This is a genomic window from Sphingobacteriales bacterium, from assembly GCA_016700115.1.
GTDB lineage: Bacteria > Bacteroidota > Bacteroidia > Chitinophagales > UBA2359 > UBA2359.
Map to the genome: position 1 here is coordinate 5,646,600 of CP064999.1, position 26,509 is coordinate 5,673,108.

41 protein-coding genes are annotated in these 26,509 nt (G+C 38.7%); 4 read left to right on the top strand and 37 right to left on the bottom strand.

Annotated features, from left to right (window positions below; translation table 11 throughout):
* Positions 1 to 47: 47 nt before the first annotated feature.
* The 3 genes from IPM47_20335 to IPM47_20345 all read right to left on the bottom strand — a co-directional run bounded on the left by IPM47_20335 (position 48) and on the right by IPM47_20345 (position 1,107).
* Positions 48 to 197: a hypothetical protein gene (locus IPM47_20335; protein QQS29152.1), complete on the bottom strand. Its 150-nt coding sequence runs from the start codon at positions 195 to 197 to the stop codon at positions 48 to 50.
* A 63-nt stretch (positions 198 to 260) separates the two neighbouring features.
* On the bottom strand, positions 261 to 560 hold the full coding sequence (locus tag IPM47_20340) for a DUF559 domain-containing protein (protein QQS29153.1): 300 nt from the start codon (positions 558 to 560) through the stop codon (positions 261 to 263).
* A 211-nt stretch (positions 561 to 771) separates the two neighbouring features.
* Complete coding sequence (locus IPM47_20345; protein QQS29154.1) at positions 772 to 1,107, bottom strand: hypothetical protein; 336 nt, start codon at positions 1,105 to 1,107, stop codon at positions 772 to 774.
* Between the two features lie 118 nt (positions 1,108 to 1,225).
* Between IPM47_20345 and IPM47_20350 the strand changes: the two genes are divergently transcribed.
* A complete protein-coding gene (locus tag IPM47_20350; GenBank protein QQS29155.1) occupies positions 1,226 to 1,456 on the top strand; it encodes a hypothetical protein in 231 nt (76 codons plus the stop codon).
* 130 nt (positions 1,457 to 1,586) lie between these two features.
* On the opposite strand, the gene IPM47_20355 is transcribed toward IPM47_20350, so the two are convergent.
* The 7 genes from IPM47_20355 to IPM47_20385 all read right to left on the bottom strand — a co-directional run bounded on the left by IPM47_20355 (position 1,587) and on the right by IPM47_20385 (position 8,530).
* The gene (locus IPM47_20355; GenBank protein QQS29156.1) at positions 1,587 to 2,171 is read right to left on the bottom strand and encodes a hypothetical protein; all 585 of its coding nucleotides are present in this window, start codon (positions 2,169 to 2,171) and stop codon (positions 1,587 to 1,589) included.
* A 32-nt stretch (positions 2,172 to 2,203) separates the two neighbouring features.
* On the bottom strand, positions 2,204 to 3,133 hold the full coding sequence (locus tag IPM47_20360; GenBank protein QQS29157.1) for a hypothetical protein: 930 nt from the start codon (positions 3,131 to 3,133) through the stop codon (positions 2,204 to 2,206).
* A gap of 375 nt (positions 3,134 to 3,508) precedes the next feature.
* On the bottom strand, positions 3,509 to 4,105 hold the full coding sequence (locus IPM47_20365; protein QQS29158.1) for a carboxypeptidase-like regulatory domain-containing protein: 597 nt from the start codon (positions 4,103 to 4,105) through the stop codon (positions 3,509 to 3,511).
* Complete coding sequence (locus tag IPM47_20370; GenBank protein QQS31541.1) at positions 4,098 to 4,967, bottom strand: RHS repeat-associated core domain-containing protein; 870 nt, start codon at positions 4,965 to 4,967, stop codon at positions 4,098 to 4,100. Before IPM47_20370 ends, IPM47_20365 begins: the two co-directional genes overlap by 8 nt.
* Before the next feature lie 89 nt (positions 4,968 to 5,056).
* A complete protein-coding gene (locus IPM47_20375; GenBank protein ID QQS29159.1) occupies positions 5,057 to 5,473 on the bottom strand; it encodes a hypothetical protein in 417 nt (138 codons plus the stop codon).
* A gap of 16 nt (positions 5,474 to 5,489) precedes the next feature.
* Complete coding sequence (locus tag IPM47_20380; protein ID QQS29160.1) at positions 5,490 to 6,560, bottom strand: hypothetical protein; 1,071 nt, start codon at positions 6,558 to 6,560, stop codon at positions 5,490 to 5,492.
* Positions 6,561 to 7,462: 902 nt separating this feature from the next.
* Positions 7,463 to 8,530, bottom strand: a complete 1,068-nt coding sequence (locus tag IPM47_20385; GenBank protein ID QQS29161.1) for a hypothetical protein — start codon at positions 8,528 to 8,530, stop codon at positions 7,463 to 7,465.
* Positions 8,531 to 8,633: 103 nt separating this feature from the next.
* On the opposite strand from IPM47_20385, the gene IPM47_20390 reads away from it, so the two are divergent.
* Positions 8,634 to 8,813 (top strand): hypothetical protein, encoded by a 180-nt coding sequence (locus IPM47_20390; GenBank protein QQS29162.1) that lies wholly within the window; start codon positions 8,634 to 8,636, stop codon positions 8,811 to 8,813.
* A gap of 148 nt (positions 8,814 to 8,961) precedes the next feature.
* Here IPM47_20390 and IPM47_20395 read toward each other — a convergent pair whose 3' ends face one another.
* From IPM47_20395 to IPM47_20455, 13 genes are all read right to left on the bottom strand, one after another.
* On the bottom strand, positions 8,962 to 9,411 hold the full coding sequence (locus tag IPM47_20395; GenBank protein ID QQS29163.1) for a hypothetical protein: 450 nt from the start codon (positions 9,409 to 9,411) through the stop codon (positions 8,962 to 8,964).
* Between the two features lie 46 nt (positions 9,412 to 9,457).
* Complete coding sequence (locus tag IPM47_20400; protein ID QQS29164.1) at positions 9,458 to 10,099, bottom strand: hypothetical protein; 642 nt, start codon at positions 10,097 to 10,099, stop codon at positions 9,458 to 9,460.
* 60 nt (positions 10,100 to 10,159) lie between these two features.
* Complete coding sequence (locus tag IPM47_20405; GenBank protein QQS29165.1) at positions 10,160 to 10,300, bottom strand: hypothetical protein; 141 nt, start codon at positions 10,298 to 10,300, stop codon at positions 10,160 to 10,162.
* Between the two features lie 105 nt (positions 10,301 to 10,405).
* Positions 10,406 to 10,732, bottom strand: coding sequence for a hypothetical protein (locus tag IPM47_20410; protein QQS29166.1), 327 nt, complete (start codon positions 10,730 to 10,732; stop codon positions 10,406 to 10,408).
* A gap of 111 nt (positions 10,733 to 10,843) precedes the next feature.
* On the bottom strand, positions 10,844 to 12,037 hold the full coding sequence (locus IPM47_20415; protein QQS29167.1) for a hypothetical protein: 1,194 nt from the start codon (positions 12,035 to 12,037) through the stop codon (positions 10,844 to 10,846).
* 303 nt (positions 12,038 to 12,340) lie between these two features.
* Positions 12,341 to 12,565 (bottom strand): hypothetical protein, encoded by a 225-nt coding sequence (locus tag IPM47_20420; GenBank protein QQS29168.1) that lies wholly within the window; start codon positions 12,563 to 12,565, stop codon positions 12,341 to 12,343.
* 394 nt (positions 12,566 to 12,959) lie between these two features.
* Entirely contained in the window at positions 12,960 to 13,277 is a 318-nt protein-coding gene (locus tag IPM47_20425) for a hypothetical protein (protein QQS29169.1), read from the bottom strand.
* Positions 13,262 to 13,624, bottom strand: a complete 363-nt coding sequence (locus tag IPM47_20430; GenBank protein QQS29170.1) for a hypothetical protein — start codon at positions 13,622 to 13,624, stop codon at positions 13,262 to 13,264. The genes IPM47_20425 and IPM47_20430 overlap by 16 nt, the downstream gene beginning before the upstream one ends.
* Positions 13,625 to 13,657: 33 nt before the next feature.
* Positions 13,658 to 14,359 (bottom strand): hypothetical protein, encoded by a 702-nt coding sequence (locus tag IPM47_20435; protein ID QQS29171.1) that lies wholly within the window; start codon positions 14,357 to 14,359, stop codon positions 13,658 to 13,660.
* A gap of 105 nt (positions 14,360 to 14,464) precedes the next feature.
* Positions 14,465 to 14,869 (bottom strand): hypothetical protein, encoded by a 405-nt coding sequence (locus IPM47_20440; protein QQS29172.1) that lies wholly within the window; start codon positions 14,867 to 14,869, stop codon positions 14,465 to 14,467.
* 21 nt (positions 14,870 to 14,890) lie between these two features.
* Positions 14,891 to 15,040 (bottom strand): hypothetical protein, encoded by a 150-nt coding sequence (locus tag IPM47_20445; protein QQS29173.1) that lies wholly within the window; start codon positions 15,038 to 15,040, stop codon positions 14,891 to 14,893.
* The gene (locus IPM47_20450) at positions 15,040 to 15,345 is read right to left on the bottom strand and encodes a hypothetical protein (GenBank protein ID QQS29174.1); all 306 of its coding nucleotides are present in this window, start codon (positions 15,343 to 15,345) and stop codon (positions 15,040 to 15,042) included. Before IPM47_20450 ends, IPM47_20445 begins: the two co-directional genes overlap by 1 nt.
* Entirely contained in the window at positions 15,321 to 15,956 is a 636-nt protein-coding gene (locus tag IPM47_20455; protein QQS29175.1) for a hypothetical protein, read from the bottom strand. Before IPM47_20455 ends, IPM47_20450 begins: the two co-directional genes overlap by 25 nt.
* Positions 15,957 to 16,059: 103 nt before the next feature.
* Here IPM47_20455 and IPM47_20460 point away from each other — a divergent pair, with 103 nt between their 5' ends.
* Positions 16,060 to 16,239 carry a hypothetical protein gene (locus IPM47_20460; GenBank protein QQS29176.1) on the top strand — a complete coding sequence of 60 codons (180 nt, stop codon included), beginning with the start codon at positions 16,060 to 16,062 and terminating at the stop codon, positions 16,237 to 16,239.
* A gap of 12 nt (positions 16,240 to 16,251) precedes the next feature.
* Here the strand turns inward: IPM47_20460 and IPM47_20465 are convergent, their stop codons facing one another.
* From IPM47_20465 to IPM47_20520, 12 genes are all read right to left on the bottom strand, one after another.
* On the bottom strand, positions 16,252 to 16,593 hold the full coding sequence (locus IPM47_20465) for a hypothetical protein (GenBank protein QQS29177.1): 342 nt from the start codon (positions 16,591 to 16,593) through the stop codon (positions 16,252 to 16,254).
* Positions 16,594 to 16,883: 290 nt separating this feature from the next.
* Positions 16,884 to 17,726: a hypothetical protein gene (locus IPM47_20470; protein ID QQS29178.1), complete on the bottom strand. Its 843-nt coding sequence runs from the start codon at positions 17,724 to 17,726 to the stop codon at positions 16,884 to 16,886.
* A 62-nt stretch (positions 17,727 to 17,788) separates the two neighbouring features.
* On the bottom strand, positions 17,789 to 18,475 hold the full coding sequence (locus IPM47_20475; protein QQS29179.1) for a hypothetical protein: 687 nt from the start codon (positions 18,473 to 18,475) through the stop codon (positions 17,789 to 17,791).
* Between the two features lie 11 nt (positions 18,476 to 18,486).
* Entirely contained in the window at positions 18,487 to 19,338 is an 852-nt protein-coding gene (locus tag IPM47_20480; protein QQS29180.1) for a hypothetical protein, read from the bottom strand.
* 186 nt (positions 19,339 to 19,524) lie between these two features.
* Complete coding sequence (locus tag IPM47_20485) at positions 19,525 to 19,962, bottom strand: hypothetical protein (GenBank protein ID QQS29181.1); 438 nt, start codon at positions 19,960 to 19,962, stop codon at positions 19,525 to 19,527.
* Positions 19,963 to 19,970: 8 nt separating this feature from the next.
* Entirely contained in the window at positions 19,971 to 20,945 is a 975-nt protein-coding gene (locus tag IPM47_20490) for a hypothetical protein (protein QQS29182.1), read from the bottom strand.
* A gap of 89 nt (positions 20,946 to 21,034) precedes the next feature.
* The gene (locus IPM47_20495; protein QQS29183.1) at positions 21,035 to 21,469 is read right to left on the bottom strand and encodes a hypothetical protein; all 435 of its coding nucleotides are present in this window, start codon (positions 21,467 to 21,469) and stop codon (positions 21,035 to 21,037) included.
* Positions 21,470 to 21,476: 7 nt separating this feature from the next.
* Complete coding sequence (locus IPM47_20500; protein QQS29184.1) at positions 21,477 to 22,598, bottom strand: hypothetical protein; 1,122 nt, start codon at positions 22,596 to 22,598, stop codon at positions 21,477 to 21,479.
* 37 nt (positions 22,599 to 22,635) lie between these two features.
* On the bottom strand, positions 22,636 to 23,070 hold the full coding sequence (locus tag IPM47_20505; protein QQS29185.1) for a hypothetical protein: 435 nt from the start codon (positions 23,068 to 23,070) through the stop codon (positions 22,636 to 22,638).
* Between the two features lie 7 nt (positions 23,071 to 23,077).
* On the bottom strand, positions 23,078 to 24,016 hold the full coding sequence (locus IPM47_20510; GenBank protein ID QQS29186.1) for a hypothetical protein: 939 nt from the start codon (positions 24,014 to 24,016) through the stop codon (positions 23,078 to 23,080).
* A 63-nt stretch (positions 24,017 to 24,079) separates the two neighbouring features.
* Positions 24,080 to 24,346: a DUF559 domain-containing protein gene (locus IPM47_20515; protein ID QQS29187.1), complete on the bottom strand. Its 267-nt coding sequence runs from the start codon at positions 24,344 to 24,346 to the stop codon at positions 24,080 to 24,082.
* Between the two features lie 607 nt (positions 24,347 to 24,953).
* Entirely contained in the window at positions 24,954 to 25,100 is a 147-nt protein-coding gene (locus tag IPM47_20520) for a hypothetical protein (GenBank protein ID QQS29188.1), read from the bottom strand.
* 203 nt (positions 25,101 to 25,303) lie between these two features.
* Between IPM47_20520 and IPM47_20525 the strand changes: the two genes are divergently transcribed.
* The gene (locus IPM47_20525) at positions 25,304 to 25,501 is read left to right on the top strand and encodes a hypothetical protein (GenBank protein QQS29189.1); all 198 of its coding nucleotides are present in this window, start codon (positions 25,304 to 25,306) and stop codon (positions 25,499 to 25,501) included.
* A gap of 145 nt (positions 25,502 to 25,646) precedes the next feature.
* On the opposite strand, the gene IPM47_20530 is transcribed toward IPM47_20525, so the two are convergent.
* Positions 25,647 to 25,991: a transposase gene (locus tag IPM47_20530; protein QQS31542.1), complete on the bottom strand. Its 345-nt coding sequence runs from the start codon at positions 25,989 to 25,991 to the stop codon at positions 25,647 to 25,649.
* A complete protein-coding gene (locus IPM47_20535) occupies positions 25,925 to 26,377 on the bottom strand; it encodes a transposase (protein QQS29190.1) in 453 nt (150 codons plus the stop codon). Before IPM47_20535 ends, IPM47_20530 begins: the two co-directional genes overlap by 67 nt.
* Between the last annotated feature and the right edge of the window lie 132 nt (positions 26,378 to 26,509).

Below are 26,509 nucleotides of genomic sequence, written 5' to 3' on the forward strand. Positions count from 1 at the left end.
CACATGAAAAATGGATATGCGAACCATAAAAACCCCATTCAGAGAATTTAGGAGTAGAATAGGTAAAGCGAGCGAAACTGTGCATGATTGACATGCAGCCCAAAATCTTCTACCAACTCAATGCCGTTATATTGATAATTGTTCGCCTCTACCCCAACCGATGCTTCAAAGTTAGGAGATAGTTTTTGGATGGGCAAGCCTTGTTACCCCTAAATCCCCTGCAGGGGACTTTTTGCTTGCTTCGTAGGGGAAGCTGTGGGTTAAGGGGTAAACAATAAACGGTTTTGTACAGTCTGTTTTATTGATTCAAACACTGCTTTTGTATCTGCTATAACCGCTTCATTCGTAAAACGTATGACTTTAATTCCGAGTTGTTCCAGTTCTGCAGTACGAGCAACATCGTATTGGTACTGTTCTTTAATTTGGTGGATGGAACCGTCAATTTCAACAACCAAACCTGCCTGATGGCAATAAAAGTCGGCGATAAAATATAAAAGGGGGTGTTGTCTTCTGAATTTGACCCCACAACATTGGTTTTTGCATAGGTACTGCCAAAGCATCGCTTCTGCAGGAGTAGGGTTTGTACGTAGTGTTTTTGCATATTGAAACAACTATGGTGGGGCATTTGCAAATTGGTTATCAGGTTTGTTTTCGGGTTCCATGGGTTCAGTATATGATTTTAATTTTGGTGAAGTTGGTAAATAAAATAATGAATTGTATTGTTGCCTAAACATTGTCTGTATTTACTAACACTTGATAGTATAAACATATTTAAGTCCCCTTCAGGGGATTTAGGGGTAGAAAAGGGTCAAGCGTGCGAAACAGGGCATGATTGACCTGCAACCCAAAATCTTCTACCAACTCAATGCCATTGTATTGGTAGTTGTTGGCTTCCACCCCAACCGGTGCTTCAAAGTTAGGGCTTAGTTTTTGGATGGGCAAGCCGAAAGGATAATAATGCGCTTCCTGTATAGTTTTGGCTTGGTTCAGGGCGGCATCGTGGTAGCAATAGACCCGTCCGTTGCCCAAGTGGTCTTTCAGGGTGTATTCAACACGCCCACCTTCAAGCAGGTTGATGCGCCCTTCTTCGTGGTAATAGCCTTCCATTTCTTCGTTCAGATATTCTAAGCCGAGTACATAATCGCGAATCTTTGCAGCTTTCTCTGTCGGGTTCTACCACCGGTGGGTTGGTGCGTATGGGTGGGGTGCCGGTTTGTATATAGGTTTGCTGTATGGCAGTTTGTATTTTAATGTTGGTGGCGACGTAGTAGTCTATAATGTCAAGGTGGCTTCTGCTGGGGTTCGGTTGGTGCTGATGTGTTTGATGCGCTCGCTTTGGTGGCGGCGTTCGTCTATATATTCGGGGCGTTTTACATCAGATATGACGATTGTGGTAGTATCACTTATTCGCCGTTCACAGGTTCGTTTTTGGAGTTTACGGCCGGTAGCATCGTAAATCTAAGTGATGGTTTTTCTATCTACATATGTTGAGATGGTTGTATTACTTGAAAAGTTAGTTTTTGAATAATGCTACAATCTTTGCTTTTTTTTTCTGCAGCAAAATTTAGCAACAAAAAATACTTAATTTATTTTATTTCAGAAAACTCTCTCTTTAAAAATTTCAATTCTACACCATTGAAGTAATATATTTCAATAAAATATGGATGAAAATCAATCATCCAGTCATTATTGTTGTTTTTATACCATTCTAATTTAAAGGTATCAATCTTGCTCGCTTCTTCAAAAAACAAACTTACAATTGAAGGGCAATTATTATAAACGCGTGTATCAATTAAAAATTGTCTATCCAAGCCCTTAATAATTCTAAATTTTTCTAAAAGTCTTTTGTCTAAAAAATTTGAATCATTAAAAAGAGTAAAGCTGCCACCTATAATTTTAAAAGCAAAGAAAGAACTATCATTTCTACAAAAGCTATTTATTATTACGCTATAATTTACAGCATATTTTCTGCCTATATTTACGTATTGTTCAAATACTTCTAGTGAATGTTCAATTTCAGTTAATATTGGTAATATTGTAGAGTCAGAAATTGCTACTTGACTTAGTAAAATATTTTGCAAATAAAAATGATAATTATCGTCCACAACCTCACGCAATTTCAAGTGTTTTGAGCAAGATGAAATAATGCCTATATGGATAAGCATGGACATAAAAACAACAACCTATATTTGAAAATCATGCCTTAATATGGTTTGGTATTATTATTAAAATAAAGGATGAATTTGGCTAAAGGTGCATATTGGCGCATTTTCTCTGCAAATTTTTCATCCTCTTGAGACGGTATTAACCTTGAAGTATCAAACATCACATTGGTTCTGGGATGACTATGCTTGTGATAAATTAATCCGAATGGATTTCTTTCTAAATGCATACTACCAACAGGTTCACTATCATAAGTATGGGATGTATAAATTTTAGTATTCTTAAAGTTTTCGTAGCCTTCATCTGTTTGGAAAATTGACCATTCGACATCTGTGTTGTCTGCTAAAAATTTAAACAATTTATTCGCATCCTCATCATTTCCGCCAAAATCAATATTGGTATATTCAGTAATCTCCTCCTTATTTCCTACAGATACTTTAGCTGATTTAACACTTGCCTGTTTTAATACATTTTTTTTAACTTCAGTCTTTTGATTTTTAATTTCTCCTTTTTTATCAAGTTTTACTTTTTCTCCAACTACCAACATATCGACTTCATTGCCATTTTCGTCATAATACTTTTTGTCGTCTATTTTAGTTATTACACCATCAGGGGTTACACCATATGTTTCAAGAAGTCCATTGTCATCTTTAAACAACAAAGGATTATCTAATCCAAACCTGTATGGTGTCCATCCGGGAGCAAGTTCTGCCAAAGGATCTATCTGCCACCATCGCCCTATTTGTGGGTCAAGTGTTCGAAAAGCCGCATGATTGACGTGTAGGCCAAAATCTTCTACTAACTCAATGCCATTGTATTGATAGTTGTTCGCCTCTACTCCAACCGATGCTTCAAAGTTAGGGCTTAGTTTTTGGATGGGTAAGCCGAATGGATAATAATGTGCTTCCTGTATGGTTTTGGCTTGGTGCAGGTTGGCATCGTAGTAACAAAAGACCCGTCCGTTGCCCAAGTGGTCTTTTAAGTTGTATTCTATCCGCCCGCCTTCTAACAGGTTGATGCGCCCTTCTTCGTGGTAGTAGCCTTCTTTTTCTTTGTTCAGATATTCTAAGCCGAGAACGTAGTCGCGAATGTTGCAACTTTCCCTGTCCGGTTCTACTGTAGGCGGGTTGGTGCGGACGGTAGGCTCGCCTACTTGGGTATAGGGTTGCTGTATGGCGGTTTGTATTTTGGTGTTGGTAGCGTTGTAGTAGTCTATGATGTCTAAAGTGGTTTCGGCGGGGGTGCGGTTGGTGCTGACATGTTTGATGCGCTCGCTTTGGTGGCGGTGTTCGTATATTCAGTCGAAATGTTTAGCATTTGATATGACGATTTAGATTCTACATATTTAAAGATTCTTTATTCTTTTAGACAGGCTGTCTTGCCAACCTTGTGAATTTATTTTTGATAAATATTTTTCAACTACTTCATTATAACGATTGACACTCTCAATGACTGCTTCATTGATTTCACAATTTAAAAAGTTGTATTGAAAGCCATATTGTGAAGCAATCTTGTTCATCTCCTCAGAACTGTATGCGGGCAATCCTAAATGATAAATTTGAATAATGCCGTTCTCAATATCTTCTTTTGCATTTGTGTTATCGAAAATTAGTTCAGCAGCATTAACACCACCCAACAAAAGTCTGATTTTTTTTCCTAAAGTTCTACCTTTTAATTTTAATATTGTATCAAAAGGAGCATAACCTACTTTTGATATTTCAATTATCAGGCTGTCGTGACTTGTTGGCAATTCAAATTTAAACTGTCCTTTGTCGTTTGTGTTTGCCCCTCCAATAACTTTGGTTTTTGACTTCGCAATTACATTTACAAATCCCAAAGGGGCACCTGTTTCTTTGGAGCAAACAACACCTTCTATAACATTTTGAACTTTACAATTAAAGTTCAGTAAAAGAATAAGAATGATTGAGATAAATTTATTCATTTTCAATATCAATTTTTGGAAGGGCTTTATTATTTATCAACTTGTTTATGTCGCTCTGGTTAGGAAGGTCATTACGAGAATATGAGCCAATTCCTTTTTTCGCATCATCATTATCAAAAAATAGTGTGTGAAATATTTCATGTATTTGGTTTCGCTCGGAGTCATACTTTTCATTCATTAGTATCAGTTTATGATCCTGAGTTACTCCACCCGTAACTTTAATTACACCACCATTTTCTCTTTCTGTAAATAAATTTGGATGGGTCTGTTCGTTGCCTCTTTGAAAAGTATTTCCAATTGGTACTCCTTCAAATTGTTCATTGATGGCTTTAGATGACAATTCAAATGAATGCCCACCTTCTTTAAATTGTAAATCAAATTGCACTGAAAATCCTTCATATTGTCCTTCTGAAACTGATAAACCTAATCCGTTCAAAGTCGAATTGATATCACTTTGCATCGAAGTTACTTGTTCAGATGTATATGCAGTGCTTGCAATATTGTTTGATGGAATGGTTTGTGTATAATAAATTGCTTTTATCGTAATTGTTTTGTTTTTTTGATCTATGGCAGCAACTCCTTCCCTTCCATCTGGGTCTATCAACTTCACAGGATTTCCCAAAACATAGTTATACCCGCTCCAAGCATAAAATTTCTCCGCCAAAGGATCTATCTGCCCCCATCTGCCGATTTGCACATTGTACCACCTTGCCCCGTAATCCATCCATTGCAAGCCAAAATCGTCGTTCAGTTCTTTGCCGTTGTACTGGTAGTTGTTGGCTTCCACCCCAACCGGTGCTTCAAAATTAGGGGAAAGTTTTTGGATGGGCAAGCCGAAGGGATAATAATGCGCTTCCTGTATGGTTTTGGCTTCGTTTTCGGCGGCATCGTAGTAGCAATAGACCCGCCCGTTGCCTAAGTGGTCTTTTAAGGTGTATTCTTTCCGCCCGCCTAACTGCTTTTGAAGTTACTTTTCCCTGATAAATATTTTACTACTTCTTTTTTAGCTACAATCCAATAAACCATAATAAAAGTAAGAACTATCAACATTATTATTCCCCACACAAATTCATATGATTTGGAAAATTGCGTTCGTCTGTATTCAGGGAGTGCTTTTACCATAATAGAATCACCTACTTGGTACACACCATTTATACAAGATTCATAAGGAACCAAAATAGAATGTTTGCTGTTTAAATAATTCAGGTCAAGATGGCTGTTTTTTCGTTTACAATTAACCTTTTCTATTTTCGCTTTTACAATCTCTCCACTTTTATAAACAGCTATATCAATGTATGTTAGATTAACTACTAATACAAATCCACCTCCAAGCATAAACAGTAGTAAATAATAACTTAGTTTAGCCATAAAATATAATTTTTAATTATTGAATTGGCATGTTCTCTAACATTTGAGGAACATTTCTGTCTTGGTTTTTGTAGGGCGATGGAGTGACTTTTTGAGTCGTATTGTTTTCTTTAGTACCTTTGTTGCTCCGTAAATTATTGTTTAAGTTTGTGCTTTTATTCTGTGCCCCATAACTATCGCCCATATTTTGAAAGGTATTTTCCATTATTTCACTTGCTCCATTGATACTAATTGATGGTAATACTTTTTCAGCACTTTCACTTGTAAATTCTTTAAATAGATATCCTGCTGAATCGCCATAACCAGCTGTTCCACCAGAAATAATGCCATCTCGCACTACTTTTGAGCCATCAACTGTATTGGTTGATAATATTTGTTTAGAAGTACTTTCTACCATACCAATTCCTGTATTTGCCGCTACGCCTAATGTTATGGCTTCAGAAGTAGCAACGCCTAAAGTTGCAATATTCATTACCGCAAAGCCGCCTAAAGCACCAGCAGAAGTTGATGCAATGAGGCTATTCACCTTTATATCTGAAAAAGCATTTTCTACTCCTCCTTCATATATGTTTGCTCCTACTTGAAAAGATAAATCAGCAATGAAACCAACTGCTGCACCAATAAGTATCGGGGCAACCGGACAAAGCGGGCAATCCCCTTTCGGGTCATTATACCATATAGGATTATCCAAATTACTATTATACGGCGACCAAGCATAAAACTCTTCCACCAAAGGGTCTATCTGCCACCACCGCCCTGTTTGAGGGTCAAGCGTGCGAAACAGGGCATGATTTACATGCAACCCAAAATCTTCTACCAACTCAATGCCATTGTACTGATAGTTATTCGCCTCTACCCCAACCGATGCTTCAAAGTTAGGGCTTAGTTTTTGGATGGGCAAGCCAAACGGGTAATAATGTGCTTCTTGTATGGTTTTGGCTTGGTTTAAGGGGGTGTCGTGGTAGCAATAAACCCGCCCGTTGCCCAAGTGGTCTTTTAGAGTGTATTCTATCCGCCCGCCTTCTAACAGGTTGATGCGTCCTTCTTCGTGGTAGTAGCCTTCCTTTTCTTCGTTCAGATATTCCAAACCGAGTACGTAGTCACGAATGTTGCAACTTTCTCTATCCGGCTCTACTACGGGCGGGTTGGTACGAATGGGAGGGGTGCCTGTTTGTATGTAAACTTGCTGTATGGCAGTTTGTATTTTGATGTTGGTGGCGGTGTAATATTCTATTTCGTTTAAAGAGGTTTCGGCGGGGGTTCGGTTGGTGCTGATGTGTTTGATGCGCTCGCTTTTATGGCGGTGTTCGTCTATAAAGTCGGGGCGTTTTATGTCGGATATGGTGATGGGGGTGCTACCATGTCGCAGTTCACAAGTGCGTTTTTGGAGTTTGCGACCGGTGGCATCGTAAATCCAGGTGATAGTTTTGCCGTCGGCAAAGGTAACGGTTCTGGGCGGGTTGAGGTGGTATAAATAATGAGAAAATTGTGTTTATTGCAAAGTTACCTGAATGAACATTTGTTTCAAGTTGAATAATCGCAAAAACTAAAGTCTAACTGCTTTTTAATTCTCCTTTCCAGATAATTGCAGTATTATTGCTTTTCTTTTAACAACCCAGGTTATTAACATTATAAAAACAATTACAATTAAAAAAGCTCCAACTCCAAAAGCATTAGAGTTCGGAAATTGTGTTCGTCTGTATTCAGGAAGCACTCTTACGGTAATTGAATCTCCGACCTGATATTTCCCCTTTATGCAATTTGAATAAGGAACAATAATGAAGTGATTTGCGTTCATAAAACTTAAATCAAGGTTGCTGTTTCTTTTATTGCAAACAACCTTTTCTATTTTTGCTTTAACTATATCCCCTTTTTATAAACAGCAATATCAACATAAGTATCTCTAACTACTAATACAAACCCTATCCCAACAATGAGTAGCAATAAATAATAGCTTAATTTAGCCATAAATAAATGAATTTACTTTGATTACTGATTTGGCATGTTCTCTAACATTTGTGGTACATTTCTTTCTTGATTTTTATAGGGTGATGCAGCTACGTTTTTAGGTGCATTATTACCATTTTCGCAGTTACCGCCCTGCATATTATCTCCTATATTTTGAAATGTATTTTCCATTATTTCACTTGATCCATTGATACTAATTGATGGCAATACTTTTTCCATGCTTTCGCCTGCAAATTCTTTAGCAAGGTGACTTGCAGAATCACCATACCCACCTGTTACACCCGAAATAATGCCATCTCTGATTACTTTAGAAGCATCAAGTGTATTATCAGATAAAATCTGCTTAGTGGTACTTTCTACCATGCCAATTCCGGTATTCGCTGGCACACCTAAAGCAACAACTTCGGTAGCTGTTACGCCTAAAGTTTTAATATTCATTGCTGCAAATCCGCCTAACGCACCAGCGGCAGTTGACATAGCAAGGCTAGTCCCATCAATCCTTGAGAAAGCATTTTCCACTCCTCCTTCATGTATGTTTGCGCCAACTTGAAAAGCCAAATCAACACTAAATCCAACAAAGGCCCCAATAACAAGAGGACAAAGCGGACAATCACCTTTCGGGTCGTTAAGTAATATCGGATTATCCAAATTACTATTATACGGCGACCATGCATAAAACTCCTCCGCCTTCGGGTCTATCTGCCACCACCGCCCAGTTTGAGGGTCAAGTGTGCGAAACAGGGCATGACTGACCTGCAACCCAAAATCTTCTACCAACTCAATACCATTGTATTGATAGTTGTTCACCTCCACCCCAACTGCCGCTTCAAAGTTAGGAGAAAGTTTTTGAATAGGCAAGCCGAACGGATAATAATGCGTCTCCTGCAAGGTTTTGGCTTCGTTTTCTGCGGCATCGTGGTAGCAATATACCCGCCCGTTGCCCAAGTGGTCTTTGAGGGTGTATTCTATGCGCCCGCCTTCCAGCAGGTTGATGCGCCCTTCTTCGTGGTAGTAGCCTTCCTTTTCTTCGTTCAGATATTCTAAGCCGAGTACGTAGTCGCGAATGGTGCAGCTTTCTCTTTCAGGCACTACTTCGGGCGGGTTCGTGCGGACGGTAGGCTCGCCTACTTGGGTATAGACCTGCTGTATGGCGGTTTGTATTTTGATGTTGGTAGCGGCGTAGTAGTCTATAATGTCTAAGGTACTTTCTGAGGGGGTGCGGTTGGTGCTGATGTGTTTGATGCGCTCGCTTTGGTGGCGGACGGTGTCTATAAATTCAGGGCGTTTTATGTCGGATATGTTGATGGGGGTGCTGCCACCTACTCGCCGTTCACATGTTCGTTTTTGGAGTTTGTTACCGGTGGCAGCGTAAATCCAACCTTACTTACCTTACAATATAAGTTGAGTAAATAACTGTATCTGACATCTCTGCATTGACTTTAAAAATCATGTCTTCTGTTAAATCAATAGCATTAGACATTCTAACCCATATTTTATCGGGTGGTACAAGCCGAACGGAGTCAATGTAAAAACTTGCCGTGTATCCACCTTCCGGGATATCTTTTGTCAATTTCATTGCTCAAAGAATCAAAATAGTATGCCTTTTCAATAAATGCTCCTGAAATGTCGTAGTGAACGATTAGCTCATCATAATAGTAAAACAAAGCTGGATATGCGTATATGAGTTTGTTTTTTTCGTATGGACTATATTTACCGTATTTGCCAACAATATTAACTTTATCTATCAAAGAACCGTCTAACCCATTGATTTTATAAATATCGACGTAATTGTCAAACAGAAACAAAATGTTTCTACGGGAATCATGTATTAAAGGGAAGCCCGTATCGTAGTCTTTTGTACCAAAGTAAAATGTATCCTTCCAAGCCGGATGGTAGATTTCGTATGTTACACTTCTGTTTTTTCTATATATTCCGATCTCCTCCTTTGAAGGATTGCATTGGGTTAGCATAATAACCCATAGAAATGATAAAAAAAATGCCACGATTGATTTCATTTTAGTTAAAATTATTTATAATATCATCAATAAAGTCTCTTTCAGTTTTTCCATTTTCTCTTTTTCTTTTTTCAAAATTTTCTTGCCAAAATAGCTTGAATTGTCGTAACATCCTTTCCCGTTCAGCAAATAATATTCCACTTCTCATTCTGGTATGATGATGGTCTTTTGTGTTTCTAACACCTTGTGTTAAAAGGTCTTTCACAGAAATATTGACATGTTGAGATTCGTGTAGGAACGTGATTGCAAAACTCGCCAATTGTGTACCAAAGTTTTCATAACCAGTGGGGCTATAAGGAAAATCAACATTGACTATATATTTTATGAAGCCGTCTTCAGTTTCACCATTCCCAGCATTGATAAAATCATTTGGAAGTTTACCGTATGGCACTACCATTGTGGATTTATTCCTTTTATCTACATAGTACATTTGAGTTGTGCCATTCTCATACATTCTATTGTCGGTAAACTCTACTAAAATATGTCCATATTTTCCACCTTCTTTGTATTGTTTTGCAAATTTCGCTCCTTCCTCAGTACTCATCCATAAGTTATAAGCATGGACGGTATGCGAGTTATTGCCAAAATGTGTTCTAATCGTATCACCCAGAACATCACTGTACCGTATTGGATTATTTGCCATTGCAGTATAGTTGCTATTCGTATAAACTGGTTTTGGGTCTATCTGCCACCATCGCCCAGTTTATGGGTCAAGAGTTCGAAACTGAGCATGATTAACGTGTAGCCCAAAATCTTCTACTACCTCAATACCATTATACTGATAGTTGTTAGCCTCCACACCTAATGGTGCTTCAAAGTTAGGGCTTAGTTTTTGGATGGGCAAGCTGTTTTACCCCTAAATCCCCTAAAGGGGACTTTTTCCCTGCTACATGGTTGATGGTTAAGTGTAGAGAAGCACTAACTGACTTGTACTTAATTGCTACTATATTTATGTCCCTTCTAATTTTTTCTCCTTTTCTTCTCTAAAAAACTTGATGTGTTCTTTAATGGTGAAGAAAACAAAGTACATGCAGAATAGTGCAAAAGGAAGTGCAAACCAATATCGAGAAGCACTTACTTCGACATATCTTGGTATGCCTTTTAAATACATTACAGGATAGGTATTACCCTTTTTAAATTTTTCTTTGCCACATAAATTCCGATGCCCTAATGTATGTACTGATTTGAATTCTTGATACTGTAATAATGCTACACAATCCTTTTTTGATATGTATGGGTCATCTACAATAGTGGCATATATAATATCACCATACATGTATATGCAATAGTCCCGGTAGCCCGAAATTATAGACATCGCTACTAAAAACAAAACAAAATATGTGTAACCCAATTTTTTAATTAATCTCCATAAGGTCCTTAGCATATACTAAAAAATATCGGGTTGTGAAATGGGTTGTGGATTTACCATTTTATTGCCTGTGGCAGGCATATTTGAATAGGTGTTGGTTGGTTGCGAAGTTGTTGATGGATTTTTGGGCGTGTTATTTTCATTTATAGTTGCCGTTACAATTCTTTGATAACTATTCTCCTGAAATTCTGTAGCTCCAGAAATGGTTGCTTGGGTGGTGTTTGAAAACTCTTTTTGTAAATAATTTTTTGCCGCCATTTCTGAACCCTCTCCCCAGCCACCGGTTACTGCGGAAATACCCCCATCTATTACTGCTTCAGTGATAGATATCGCTTCCTCTTTACCACTTTGTACATCAATGTTTTGTTTTACAATAGATTCTCCAGTACCAACTGTAGCATCTGCTATCCGGTTTACGGTAACCTTTAGATATATGTTACTAATTTTGTTTAAAGTGCTAAAGCCCCCTGTTAAAGCACCGGCAATAAATGCTGTTCCAATTTTATCTAACTGCGGTGTAACCATTTCCAAGCCACTTTTTCCATTATAATAGTTCTCAGCAACTTGAAATCCATATTCAACTGCTGCTCCAGCTAATGCGCCACAAACCCAAGGAGGACAATCCCCCTTCGGATCATTATACCGAACCGGATTATCCAAATTACTATTATACGGCGACCAAGGATAAAACTTCTCCGCCATCGGGTCTATCTGCCACCATCGCCCTGTTTGTGGATCAAGGGTTCGATATAGCGCATGATTAACGTGTAGCCCAAAATCATCTACTACCTCAATACCATTATACTGATACAAATTCACCTCCACCCCAACCGATGCTTCAAAGTTAGGGCTTAGTTTTTGTATTGGCAAGCCGAATGGATAATAATGCGCCTCCTGTATAGTTTTGGCTTGGTTCAGGGCGGCATCGTGGTAGCAATAGACCCGTCCGTTGCCCAAGTGGTCTTTCAGGGTGTATTCAACACGCCCACCTTCAAGCAGGTTGATGCGCCCTTCTTCGTGGTAATAGCCTTCCATTTCTTCGTTCAGATATTCTAAGCCGAGTACATAATCGCGAATGTTGCAGCTTTCTCTGTCGGGTTCTACCACCGGTGGGTTGGTGCGTATGGGTGGGGTGCCGGTTTGTATATAGGTTTGCTGTATGGCAGTTTGTATTTTAATGTTGGTGGCGACGTAGTAGTCTATAATGTCCAAGGTGGCTTCTGCTGGGGTTCGGTTGGTGCTGATGTGTTTGATGCGCTCGCTTTGGTGGCGGCGTTCGTCTATATATTCGGGGCGTTTTACATCAGATATGACGATTGTGGTAGTATCACTTATTCGCCGTTCACAGGTTCGTTTTTGGAGTTTACGGCCGGTAGCATCGTAAATCTAAGTGATGGTTTTTCTATCTACATATGTTGAGATGGTTGTATTACTTGAAAAGTTAGTTTTTGAATAATGCTACAATCTTTGCTTTTTTTTTTCTGCAGCAAAATTTAGCAACAAAAAATACTTAATTTATTTTATTTCAGAAAACTCTCTCTTTAAAAATTTCAATTCTACACCATTGAAGTAATATATTTCAATAAAATATGGATGAAAATCAATCATCCAGTCATTATTGTTGTTTTTATACCATTCTAATTTAAAGGTATCAATCTTGCTCGCTTCTTCAAAAAACAAACTTACAATTGAAGGGCAATTATTATAAACGCGTGTATCAATTAAAAATTGTCTATCCAAGCCCTTAATAATTCTAAATTTTTCTAAAAGTCTTTTGTCTAAAAAATTTGAATCATTAAAAAGAGTAAAGCTGCCACCTATAATTTTAAAAGCAAAGAAAGAACTATCATTTCTACAAAAGCTATTTATTATTACGCTATAATTTACAGCATATTTTCTGCCTATATTTACGTATTGTTCAAATACTTCTTAGTGAATGTTCAATTTCAGTTAATATTGGTAATATTGTAGAGTCAGAAATTGCTACTTGACTTAGTAAAATATTTTGCAAATAAAAATGATAATTATCGTCCACAACCTCACGCAATTTCAAGTGTTTTGAGCAAGATGAAATAATGCCTATATGGATAAGCATGGACATAAAAAACAACAACCTATATTTGAAAATCATGCCTTAATATGGTTTGGTATTATTATTAAAATAAAGGATGAATTTGGCTAAAGGTGCATATTGGCGCATTTTCTCTGCAAATTTTTCATCCTCTTGAGACGGTATTAACCTTGAAGTATCAAACATCACATTGGTTCTGGGATGACTATGCTTGTGATAAATTAATCCGAATGGATTTCTTTCTAAATGCATACTACCAACAGGTTCACTATCATAAGTATGGGATGTATAAATTTTAGTATTCTTAAAGTTTTCGTAGCCTTCATCTGTTTGGAAAATTGACCATTCGACATCTGTGTTGTCTGCTAAAAATTTAAACAATTTATTCTATCCTCATCATTTCCGCCAAAATCAATATTGGTATATTCAGTAATCTCCTCCTTATTTCCTACAGATACTTTAGCTGATTTAACACTTGCCTGTTTTAATACAGTTTTTTTAACTTCAGTCTTTTGATTTTTAATTTCTCCTTTTTTATCAAGTTTTACTTTTTCTCCAACTACCAACATATCGACTTCATTGCCATTTTCGTCATAATACTTTTTGTCGTCTATTTTAGTTATTACACCATCAGGGGTTACACCATATGTTTCAAGAAGTCCATTGTCATCTTTAAACAACAAAGGATTATCTAATCCAAACCTGTATGGTGTCCATCCGGGGAGCAAGTTCTGCCAAAGGATCTATCTGCCACCATCGCCCTATTTGTGGGTCAAGTGTTCGAAAAGCCGCATGATTGACGTGTAGCCAAAATCTTCTACTAACTCAATGCCATTGTATTGATAGTTGTTCGCCTCTACTCCAACCGATGCTTCAAAGTTAGGGCTTAGTTTTTGGATGGGTAAGCCGAATGGATAATAATGTGCTTCCTGTATGGTTTTGGCTTGGTGCAGGTTGGCATCGTAGTAACAAAAGACCCGTCCGTTGCCCAAGTGGTCTTTCAGGGTGTATTCCACCCGCCCGCCTTCAAGCAGGTTGATGCGTCCTTCTTCGTGGTAGTAGCCTTCTTTTTCTTCGTTCAGATATTCTAAACCGAGTACATAATCGCGAATGTTGCAGCTTTCTCTGTCGGGTTCTACCACCGGTGGGTTGGTGCGTATGGGTGGGGTGCCGGTTTGTATATAGGTTTGCTGTATGGCAGTTTGTATTTTAATGTTGGTGGCGACGTAGTAGTCTATAATGTCCAAGGTGGCTTCTGCCGGGGTTCGGTTGGTGCTGATGTGTTTGATGCGCTCGCTTTGGTGGCGGCGTTCGTCTATATAGTCGGGGCGTTTTACATCGGATATGACGATGGGGGTAGTGCCGCTTCGCAGTTCGCAGGTTCGTTTTTGGAGTTTGCGGCCGGTGGCATCGTAAATCCAGGTGATGGTTTTGCCGTCTGCAAAGGTAACAGTTCGAGGCAAGTTGAGGTGGTATAAATAATGAGAAAATTGTGTTTATTGCAAAGTTACCTGAATGAACATTTGTTTCAAGTTGAATAATCGCAAAAACTAAAGTCTAACTGCTTTTTAATTCTCCTTTCCAGATAATTGCAGTATTATTGCTTTTCTTTTAACAACCCAGGTTATTAACATTATAAAAACAATTACAATTAAAAAAGCTCCAACTCCAAAAGCATTAGAGTTCGGAAATTGTGTTCGTCTGTATTCAGGAAGCACTCTTACGGTAATTGAATCTCCGACCTGATATTTCCCCTTTATGCAATTTGAATAAGGAACAATAATGAAGTGATTTGCGTTCATAAAACTTAAATCAAGGTTGCTGTTTCTTTTATTGCAAACAACCTTTTCTATTTTTGCTTTAACTATATCCCCTTTTTTATAAACAGCAATATCAACATAAGTATCTCTAACTACTAATACAAACCCTATCCCAACAATGAGTAGCAATAAATAATAGCTTAATTTAGCCATAAATAAATGAATTTACTTTGATTACTGATTTGGCATGTTCTCTAACATTTGTGGTACATTTCTTTCTTGATTTTTATAGGGTGATGCAGCTACGTTTTTAGGTGCATTATTACCATTTTCGCAGTTACCGCCCTGCATATTATCTCCTATATTTTGAAATGTATTTTCCATTATTTCACTTGATCCATTGATACTAATTGATGGCAATACTTTTCCATGCTTTCGCCTGCAAATTCTTTAGCAAGGTGACTTGCAGAATCACCATACCCACCTGTTACACCCGAAATAATGCCATCTCTGATTACTTTAGAAGCATCAAGTGTATTATCAGATAAAATCTGCTTAGTGGTACTTTCTACCATGCCAATTCCGGTATTCGCTGGCACACCTAAAGCAACAACTTCGGTAGCTGTTACGCCTAAAGTTTTAATATTCATTGCTGCAAATCCGCCTAACGCACCAGCGGCAGTTGACATAGCAAGGCTAGTCCCATCAATCCTTGAGAAAGCATTTTCCACTCCTCCTTCATGTATGTTTGCGCCAACTTGAAAAGCCAAATCAACACTAAATCCAACAAAGGCCCAATAACAAGAGGACAAAGCGGACAATCACCTTTCGGGTCGTTAAGTAATATCGGATTATCCAAATTACTATTATACGGCGACCATGCATAAAACTCCTCCGCCTTCGGGTCTATCTGCCACCACCGCCCAGTTTGAGGGTCAAGTGTGCGAAACAGGGCATGACTGACCTGCAACCCAAAATCTTCTACCAACTCAATACCATTGTATTGATAGTTGTTCACCTCCACCCCAACTGCCGCTTCAAAGTTAGGAGAAAGTTTTTGAATAGGCAAGCCGAACGGATAATAATGCGTCTCCTGCAAGGTTTTGGCTTCGTTTTCTGCGGCATCGTGGTAGCAATATACCCGCCCGTTGCCCAAGTGGTCTTTGAGGGTGTATTCTATGCGCCCGCCTTCCAGCAGGTTGATGCGCCCTTCTTCGTGGTAGTAGCCTTCCTTTTCTTCGTTCAGATATTCTAAGCCGAGTACGTAGTCGCGAATGGTGCGACTTTCTCTTTCAGGCACTACTTCGGGCGGGTTCGTGCGGACGGTAGGCTCGCCTACTTGGGTATAGACCTGCTGTATGGCGGTTTGTATTTTGATGTTGGTAGCGGCGTAGTAGTCTATAATGTCTAAGGTACTTTCTGAGGGGGTGCGGTTGGTGCTGATGTGTTTGATGCGCTCGCTTTGGTGGCGGACGGTGTCTATAAATTCGGGGCGTTTTATGTCGGATATGTTGATGGGGGTGCTGCCACCTACTCGCCGTTCACATGTTCGTTTTTGGAGTTTACGGCCGGTGGCAGCGTAAATCCAACCTTACTTACCTTACAATATAAGTTGAGTAAATAACTGTATCTGACATCTCTGCATTGACTTTAAAAATCATGTCTTCTGTTAAATCAATAGCATTAGACATTCTAACCCATATTTTATCGGGTGGTACAAGCCGAACGGAGTCAATGTAAAAACTTGCCGTGTATCCACCTTCGGGATATCTTTTGTCAATTTCATTGCTCAAAGAATCAAAATAGTATGCCTTTTCAATAAATGCTCCTGAAATGTCGTAGTGAACGATTAGCTCATCATAATAGTAAAACAAAGCTGGATATGCGTATATGAGTTTGTTTTTTTTCGTATGGACTATATTTACCGTATTTGCCAACAATATTAACTTTATCTATCAAAGAACCATCTAACCCATTGATTTTATAAATATCGACGTAATTGTCAAACAGAAACAAAATGTTTCTACGGGAATCATGTATTAAAGGGAAGCCCGTATCGTAGTCTTTTGTACCAAAGTAAAATGTATCCTTCCAAGCTGGATGGTAGATTTCGTATGTTACACTTCTATTTTTTCTATATATTCCGATCTCCTCCTTTGAAGGATTGCATTGGGTTAGCATAATAACCCATAGAAATGATAAAAAAAATGCCACGTTTGATTTCATTTTATTTAAACTCATTTATAATATCATCAATAAAGTCTCTTTCAGATTTTCCATTTTCTCTTTTTCTTTTTTCAAAAGTTTCTTGCCAAAATGGCTTGAATTGTCGTAACATCCTTTCCCGTTCAGCAAATAATTTTCCACTTCTCATTCTGGTATGATGATTGTCTTTTGTGTTTCTAACACCTTGTGTTAAAAGGTCTTTCACAAAAATATTGACATGTTGAGATTCGTGTTGTACCGTGATTGCAAAACTCGCCAATTGTGTACCAAAGTTTTCATAACCAGTGGGGCTATAAGGAAAATCAACATTGACTATAAATTTTATGAAGCCATCTTCAGTTTCACCATTCCCAGCATTGATAAAATCATTTGGAAGTTTACCGTATGGCACTACCATTGTGGATTTATTCCTTTTATCTACATAGTACATTTGAGTTGTGCCATTCTCAAACATTCTATTGTCGGTAAACTCTACTAAAATATGTCCATATTTTCCACCTTCTTTGTATTGTTTTGCAAATTTCGCTCCTTCCTCAGTACTCATCCATAAGTTATAAGCATGGACGGTATGCGAGTTATTGCCAAAATGTGTTCTAATCGTATCACCCAGAACATCACTGTACCGTATTGGATTGTTTGCCATTGCAGCATAATTGCTGATATTATAAGTGGGTTTAGGGTCTATCTGCCACCACCTCCCTGTTTGTGGGTCGAGCGTGCGAAACAGGGCATGATTGACCTGCAACCCAAAATCTTCTACCAACTCGATGCCGTTGTACTGATAATTATTCACCTCTACCCCTACCGGTGCTTCAAAGTTAGGGCTTAGTTTTTGGATGGGCAAGTCTTGTTACCCCTAAATCCCCTGCAGGGGACTTTTTGCTTGCTTCGTGGGAAGAGAATCACCTATAACGTTTGCTGCCTACGTTCTGTCATACCCTGAAGTGGTTCTACATCTTTTAAATATTCTATCAGTTGAGAAATTGGTTGCCAATATCTTTCAGGACGTTTTTTATATGCTTTATAAATGAGTTTTTCATAGTCAACTATTAAATTTTCATAGTCTGGGCGGGCAGACAATTTGGCTATGGTAACACCTCTTAAAGCATGCAAATCTTCTAAAATAGAGGGGTGCAAATTGAAAATATTGTCGTTGAAGTAGCTGTCTAAAAAAATGAGGTCTTTACAGTTTTCTAAAAATTCAAACCCCTCTGTGGCAAGGTAACTTTTTATATGCAGGCTAACCTCGGCAACGTCTTCGGGGGTGTAGATGTCGGTAAAATCAGGATTGTTGTTTGGGGAGTTTTTTAGGTCATGGATATCCCGACCCATACAAACCCATTCCTTGGCATATTTCATATTCCCACCGCTAAACATTGACACTATTTCCATCACCTCGTCAATACGTACTTCTGAACGCACATTCAACTGATATTCTGGAAAATAATTTACTGTGCCAAAATGAACGGCTAAAAAACCGTTTTTAAACTTTTGAATGTACTGATAACGACTTTTTATCAGCTTATAACCCCAACTGTCCATAAATGGGGTTAGGTTTTCATACAAGTACATATAAAGCTCATTTTTTTTCATTTGCTTTCAATTTACTGAGGTATGTCTACGTTAATAATTTTCCATCCCTTGGCATCCATCACCTGCATTTGATAAAATTGCGGGGTAATATTGTCTCCTCGTCGGGCTCCCTTTGGTGCATTGGCTTCCCCGCTTCTATTTTCCAAAGGTTTACCTTGTTGCACTGCTTTGGCGGTGGCTTTTTGGTTGGGAGTTAGCAGTTTATGCGCATTACCTGCATCTACCTTACTAATATCGGGAACCAATTTCTGTTCTACAATGCCTAAATCTCCTTCAGTATTTCTGGCTAACAAATCATTTTTACTGCTTACTCCTTCAACTTTTGTTGTAGTTTGTTTTGATGCTACGGTAAAACCTGCTTCTTCTATAGCTTTTGCACCTGCTTTTTCGGCAGAAGTGCCGGCAACTCTGTTTTTCGTCACTTGGGAAGAACCATAACTCTTACCATTCCATGCTGTTGCAAACTTACTAAACGACCAACCGCTTCCCACCGGTTTCCCATCTTCACCTGTTACAACCTCATAACTGCCTCCAAATCCACCACCAACCCCCCCACCGACTTCCCATGTATAGGTTTTGTTTTGTGGTTCTTTTTCTGTGCCTCCACCCGGTGTATCCCCCTTCTTATCTTCAAACCGTACCGGATTACCCAAATTACTATTATACGGCGACCAAGCATAAAACTCCTCCGCCTTCGGGTCTATTTGCCACCACCGCCCCGTTTGCGGGTTAAGCGTGCGAAACTCCGCATGATTGACCTGCAACCCAAAATCTTCTACCAACTCAATGCCATTGTATTGATAGTTGTACGCCTCTACCCCAACCGATTCTTCAAAGTTAGGGCTTAGTTTTTGGATGGGCAAGCCGTTTTACCCCTAAAGAGGCTGTCTAAAAAGTCGAGAATCTACTCACATATAGACCTTCAATATGTGTATGTGTCTAAATAAAGCTATTATACACTTGCTTCTGAATTATATGTGTGCAAAATAAAGACTTTTTAGACAGCCTCCTTTTTTCGTGCTTCGACAGAAATCGTACTAAAATTATGCCTACTTCTTTTTAACTGGAGGTGATTTGCCAGCATGCCAAACAAATGGGTTTTCTAACTGACCAACTCCGGGAATACTATCCCAACCGTTGAGCGGGGCTGATTGTATGCTATCGGGAACTGGGTAATCAAGGAGAATTTCGGCATAGCTTGGATTATTGGCGCGATAAATAATATAAAAATATTTTCCAGCCATACTATCTATTTCTGTACCCGGCAATATGTTTCTTGACCCTCCTCTTTCGATATTGTATTTTTTGCCTAATACAATATACTCATACGTTGGCTGATAGCCATTTCTTGATATTGTCATTTTTAACAATTTACCAATTGTATATCGCATTAAACCGGCATTTTTCCAATTATAATAAGGAACTACTAATAAAAAAATAAGTCCCAAAATTATTATTGTCAATCCAATTTTATCTTGTAATTTCATTTTTGCCTTTATTTATTTTCCTCAACGGTTTGTTTGCTTATCAAGTTTCCTCCATAGTTTAAACCTGACATAGAAGGAGATGTTAGTAAAAAATAGTACAAAGGTGTTTCGGCTTTTTTACTTAAACCCACAAAAGAACGAAACATGCTTTCAGAAGCAGTATGCTTTAATCCTACACCAAAGCTAAAGCTAAAATCTAAAAGAAAATTTGTGCCTGACTTTGTACCATTAATACCGAAGTGCCTGCCAAAATAAGAACCAGAGCTAAGGTTATACCCAAAATCTCCCAATCCACCAGCAAGTCCACTATAAAAAGGAGTGAAGAAGGTATCACCAAGCAAATCAACAGCATCTATCTCGTTGTTCACTAACCCTTGCATTAAGCCACTTGCCACGAATTTTGTTGATAAAATGCCTATTGATTGTTGCTCTAATAATGGTGGCATCGCAGGGGCAAATAACGCCAAGCCTGCCCCCGATAGTGTTGCCATAATAGGGTAACTTAGCTTACCTAACCCCTCTTGATAGGCATAATCACCTATTCCGGTGGTATTTCGAGGTCCGAACAAGATGGGTTTATATTTACCTTTGGTACTTTTTACCATTCTTTGATGCCCCTGTTTCATGTGCCATCGTATATTTTCTGAATGGGTATTGTTTATTTTGGTGGCTTTAATTACAACTTCTTCCAACATTTTCTCAGGTATGCCATCAGGATTATTTGGTAGGGTGTCTAAGCCAAAAGGGTCGCGGTAACGTATGGGGTTGTTATGTACAAAACTGTATCCGCTTACGCTGTTGTTTTTATCTGCTAATGGGTCAATGCTCATCCATCTGTTTGTTTGCAAATCTAAAAATCTGTATTCATGATGTGACCAATGCAGACCGAAATCGTCGTTCAGTTCTTTGCCGTTGTATTGGTAGTTGTTAGTCTCTACCCCTACCGGTGCTTCAAAATTAGGAGATAGTTTTTGAATGGGCAAACCTTGTTACCCCTAAATCCCCACGAGCTATCTGGACAAACCAAAAAGGGAATTTTACTTGCTTCGATTGTAACTAACAGAAATAATGGCTACTTCTTTTTTATGGGTGGTGATTTACCTGTACTCCAAACAAAGGGGTTTTCTAATTGTCCTACTCCTGGAATGCTATCCCATCCTTTGGGTGGGGCTGATTGAATACTATCTGGGACTGGATAGTCTAAAAGTATGTCACTATGCTTAGGTTTAGTTTCATCAAACATTATGTAATACCTTTTCCCAATATACTCATGCGTCTTTTTTATTTCAATGATTGAATTGGCACCTCCTCCAATTCTAATTATTTTGCCATTGATCTCATATTTATATATGGGTTCTAGCCCACCCCTAGTACCTCTTACATCTATTACTTCTCCAATCGTGTAACGCTCTTCACCCTTAGTTAACCACACAAAAATTCCAAAAAAAAGTGGGGACATTATAAGTAGAAATAATCCAACCCACCCGAGTTTTTCTTTATTTTTCATAGTAGTTCTATTTATTTTGGTCATTTGCAGTTTTACTGCCAAAGTAGTTAATGCCCGAAAAAACAGGTGAGATAAGCACAGGGAAAGCTAATGGTGCTGCCTTTGCTTCTTGTGCAGCAAATGATTTAAACATACTCTCACTTGCATTCCCATATAAACCTGTACCAGCACTAAACCCAAAATCTATTAAAAAACTTGATCCTGATTTTGTCCCTCCAGGTCCGTAGTATTGAAATCTTCTTCGTCCTGTTTCTAGCGAAATAGTATAATCCACTTCACCTCCCAACAACCCACTATATAAAGGCGTGAGAAATGTATCACCAAGCAAATCGGGTATATCTATTTGCCCTGTAATTATTCCTTGCGCTCCACCGCTTGCAATTGCCTTTACCGCATAAATGCTTAGATTTGATTTGGCTAATAATGGCGGTGAATTTAGCAAAGCAGGCATGAAAATAGCCAAACCTGCTCCCGATAGCGTTGCCATAATTGGATAACTTAATGTGCCTAAACCCTCTTGGTAAGCATAATCACCTATTCCGGAGGCATTTCGAGGTCCGAACAAAATGGGTTTGTAATTACCTTTGGTACTTTTTACCATTCTTTGATGCCCCTGTTTCATGTGCCACCATATATGCTCCGAATGAGTTTTGTTTATTTTAGTAGCGGTTTTTGTGAAGGTTGGCAATGTGTCTAATCCATAAGGGTCACGGTAACGTATGGGGTTGTTATGTACAAAACTGTAACTGCTTACGCTGTTATTTTTATCTGCCAAGGGGTCTATACTTGTCCATTTGTTTGTTTGCAAATCTAACCATCGGTATTCATGATGCGACCAATGCAACCCGAAATCCTCGTTCAGTTCTTTACCATTGTACTGGTAGTTGTTGGCTTCCACCCCTAATGGTGCTTCAAAGTTAGGAGATAGTTTTTGGATGGGCAAGCCGAACGGATAATAATGTGCTTCTTGTATGGTTTTGGCTTCGTTTTCGGCACTGTCGTGGTAGCAATAGACGCGGCCGTTGCCCAAGTGGTCTTTCAGGGTGTATTCTTTCCGCCCGCCTTCGAGGAGGTTGATGCGCCCTTCTTCGTGGTAATAGCCTTCTTTTTCTTCGTTAAGGTATTCCAAACCGAGAACAATTGTTGTTGTTTAGGCAGAAACTTCCTTATTTTTTCTTTATAGGAGGAGATTTACTAGCCCACCAAATAAATGGGTTTTCTAATTCTCCTACTCCCGGTATGCTGTCCCAACCGTTTGGAGGTACTACTTTAATACTATCTGGTACAGGATAGTCAAATAGAATTCTACTCCTATTTTTTTTTACCTCATCAACCATTACATAATATCTCTTCCCAATATACTTGTGTCTATCTTTTGCATCAATCATCCCTTTACTACCACTCTTCACTTGAATCTTTTCTCCTAATATTTCGTAATTGTATACTGGTTGATAACCCCCTCTTGAACCTTTTAGGTCAATTAAAAAGCCAATTGTATATCGCTGTTTATAGGATACTAGCCAACCGTAAAGTTCAAATATTATTGGCGATGCTAATAATAAAATTAACCCTATCCAACCAACTACTTTCTTAACTTCCATAATATTATTACTTGTTTTCTGATTTTGTTAATACTCCTCCTCCATAATTGACACCCGACATGATTGGCGAAGTAGGTAGATGATAGAGCAACAAAGGTGTAGTTTTTGCTTCAGTAGTAACAAAGGATTTAAACATGTTTTCAGATGCACTATGGTATAAACCTACCCCTGTACTAAAACCGAAATCAATTAAAAAATTTGAACCGGATTTTGTGCCTCCAGGGCCAAAATAGTCGATTTCTATGTTACCTGTTTTCAATGAATAAGTTGCGTCAGCAAACCCTCCCAACAACCCACTATAAATAGGTGTCAGGAATGTATCACCAAGTAAATCGGGTATATCTATTTGCCCTGTAATTATTCCTTGCGCACTACCGCTTGCAATTGCCTTTACCGCATAAATGCTTAGATTTGATTTGGCTAATAATGGCGGTGAATTTAGCAAAGCAGGCATGAAAATAGCCAAACCTGCTCCCGATAGCGTTGCCATAATTGGATAACTTAATGTGCCTAAACCCTCTTGGTAAGCATAATCACCTATTCCGGAGGTATTTCGAGGTCCGAACAAAATGGGTTTGTAATTACCTTTGGTACTTTTTACCATTCTTTGATTCCCCTGTTTCATGTGCCACCATATATGCTCCGAATGAGTTTTGTTTATTTTTGTAGCGGTTATTGTGAAGGTTGGCAATGTGTCTAATCCATAAGGGTCACGGTAACGTATGGGGTTGTTATGTACAAAACTGTAACTGCTTACGCTGTTATTTTTATCTGCCAAGGGGTCTATACTTGTCCATTTGTTTGTTTGCAAATCTAACCATCGGTATTCATGATGCGACCAATGCAACCCGAAATCCTCGTTCAGTTCTTTGCCATTATACTGATAGTTATTCGCCTCTACCCCAACCGATGCTTCAAAGTTAGGGCTTAGTTTTTGGATGGGCAAGTCTTGTTACCCCTAAATCCCCTGCAGGGGACTTTTTACTTGCTTCGTAGGGGAAGTTGTGGGTTAACGGGTAAACAATAAACGGTTTTGTACAGTCTGTTTTATTGATTCAAACACTGCTTTTGTATCTGCTATAACCGCTTCATTTGTAAAACGTATGACTTCAATTCCGAGTTGTTCCAGTTCTGCAGTACGAGCAACATCGTATTGGTACTGTTCTTTAATTTGGTGGATGGAACCGTCAATTTCAACAACCAAACCTGCCTGATGGCAATAAAAATCGGCAATAAAATACAAAAGGGGGTCTTGTCTTCTGAAATTGACCCCCACAACATTGGTTTTTTCATAGGTACTGCCAACAATCCCCTGCTAACTTTTAAATTGTGCAGATTCCAAGTAAGAAAAATATTTTTTCTTAGAGGAAAAAACTTTTTTCCTTGAGGATAAATAATTTTTCTTGAAGGGAAAGCTCTTTTCCTAAAGGAAAACTTATTTTTCTTAGAGGTTTAGAAGTTTTTCTTACAGGAAAACTAATTTTTCTTGGAGGAAAAAAAATTTTGTCTGGAATAAAAAAAAATTTTCTTAGAGGGTTTGCGATTTTTCTTACAGGAAAACTAATTTTTCTTAGAGGAAAAGCTCTTTTCCTAAAGGAAAACTAATTTTTCTTAGAGGAAAACAAATTTTTCATAGAAGAAAATATTTTTTTCTTAGAGGAAAACTATTTTTTCCTACAAGGAATTTTCGGCAATCAACCATTTTTAGTCCGGTTCTTTCGGTGTTGCTCAAATATTTGCAAAAAATGTTTGAAAACCATGTGGGATTTAGAAGTATCCATTCGACCAACATTGTCAGATATAGCCGCCCCCCCTTTACTACCCCCATATTGGCAAATAGGGGGCAAGGGGTGGGCTTTGTCAGAAAAGAATAGCGTTAGATTTTAGGGGTCTTTGTCTATTTCCAAATTTCCGGGCAGCAGTTCTTCGAGTTTGTTGATGGAATAGCCGGCAAATACCTTCAGCACTGCTGTTGACCATTTTAACAGATTGATGTTTTGCTTTTTGCAAGCACCAAAGAAGCTATACATAACGATTTCCTCTACCGGCAAATGCCTGGGAATGGAACGCCTACCGGGATGTTGTTGTTTTTAGCGGGTATAGGTTATCTTTTCTTCTTCCGCGATGTACTTGCTTCAGCGGCATTGATATCTACCTGGGCTATTTCTCCAGATCCAAGCTGTAGTTGCTCGGTTGGTGGGGTTTGAGAAGCAGCAATAAAACGTTCGGCTTTGTGTCCATAAATGAGGTGCAAAAGTTCATTTATTCTAATGTGAGGCAGGAATTAAATTGGGGTAATTATTGGGCGTTCTATAAGAAAAGAGTGGGCTTTTGGAGTGATGAATGGTCGGCAAGCCCGTCAAAAATACAAACTCAAAGAGGTGAAATGATTGTAACAAACACCAATCGGCAAAGAACCCTGAAAGGGTGACCTTAAAAACGTAATCAAAAATAAGGTAATAAGGTTTTTAAAACTGCCTGCGGCCGTGTAGTTACTGAGGTCAGACTGTCTAAAAACTACCTACAGTTCTCAAATATCAGGCAATTGGGATTAAATAGAGGCAAATAGAAGCAATTTAAGCGGCGTTGTTAAATAGTTCATTTTTAGCAAATCCAAAAATAGATAGGCTTAAATTGGAAGTTTTGAGGTTTGATAAGATCATATTTGAAGGAAAAGCAAAACAAAGTTCCATGAGGAACTCTTTGAATGCTTTTTTATCTTTAATGTTCATCAATCTTCGCAAATTGTAGGCAATGAACATCAGCCCGACATCGGCGCTTGCTCTTTCTTTAGTACGTTTGGTCATGATGTAGTTAAATCCCCACTGCCGTTTGATGGTGCCGAAAGGATGCTCTATGATGCATTGCCGTCTTTTGCAGGTCTCTTTATCGGCTTCGATATTGGCCTTGTTTTGTTCGATGTATTCAGCATATTCGCTCGTTCAACGAGCCTGCCTTTTGGGTTCTTGGTGCAATTACCCTGCATCGGGCAGGTAAGGCAGGCTTCTGATAGATAGTGTTTCATTTTAGTAGCAGCTCCGTTGTTCCGTTGCTTGCTATACCAAGTTCCATTCGTAGTCAGCGTTTCATTTTGCGGGCAGGCATAAGTATCGTTTTCTTTGTTGTAAGTAAAATGTGTTATATCGTAATTCGGGTCGGGAGTATGAGAGGCATGTTCGGGAATGGCAACCATGATGTTAACGCCAAGGTCAATCGCCGTTTTGATTTCCGAGCCTGTATGGTAGCCTTTGTCGAAAAGACCGATAACGCCTTTTATATCTATGATGCCGCTTGTTCGTTTCAACATACCGCCCATCGCTTTACTGTCGGTTTGGTTGGTTACTTGATAGTCCAGAATCAGGTTGTGCCCGGCATCTGCAACTGTTTGAACATTGTAGCCAACTTCGGTAACACCGGTTCGGGTAACGAGTAGGCGGCT